Here is an 864-nt window from a genome sequence, read left to right as displayed (position 1 = left end):
ATAAGAATTCTTATTCGAAGATTGATTATGGATTTATTAAAATTATTCAATAAAATCAATTGTTAAATGACTTTTGGGTATTTTTCGAAAAACATAATACGTGGTTGAAATAATTAAAGCAACGATGCTTGTAAGGAAAAAACCAGTGTAAATTGGATTAGTTAAAGTGTACCCCACTATCGTGACCAGTCAAAGGTTATATATTAAAGGATAAACTGGGAACAATTAAGCAGACAAAAAAAGCCCAGTTACAATATATTGTAACTGGGCTTTTTTCTATAACTAATAACTATTAATAAGCTCTATCAGAAATAAGTATTTTACAACTTCCTTATTCTTCCTAACAGCTTATCTAACATTGTCACCCCAAGTAACGATAGGCTTATCTAAACGATGCTTAGTAGCAGCGCTTTTGGCACCCATAGTAGCAGCGATGAAAGTTAAAATAGTGCTGATTAACCAAAATAGACCACTATACAAGGCAGCTTTACGAGCAACGTCTTCAGCTTGTTGTAAGTTTTGATCAACGGTTTGTTGGGCTTGCGCGATATATTGCTCAGTTTGTGTTTTATACTCATTAAATGACTGTACTACTTCTGAACGTACTTCAGTCGCTTGCGCTTCGCTCAATCCTTCTTGCTGTAAGCGGTTGATTAGCTCAGGACCTTTTAATGTCTGCTCAATAGACGCCATGCGTTGTTTTGCATACTCATCAATATTGCGCCATGTGTCGATACTGGTGAAGTCCATATCAGTAACGTCAGTTTTGGTTTCGTTAATCATCTCATCCAATACATTAGTCGTCGCTTGGATTTGTTGATCGTTTAAATCTTGAGTATTCTTGGCTACCATAGCGCTGATATC

General features: G+C 35.8%; 1 pseudogene. It reads right to left on the bottom strand.

Features of this window, described 5'->3' with window-relative positions:
- Nucleotides 1-348: 348 nt before the first annotated feature.
- Nucleotides 349-864: pseudogene (locus tag ACS8FD_RS18450) on the bottom strand (hypothetical protein); the annotation flags it as partial.

This window comes from Psychrobacter sp. 1U2 (assembly GCF_051847575.1).
The sequence above is the reverse complement of the archived record's forward strand: the minus strand, read 5'-3'. Positions and strand labels throughout refer to the sequence as shown.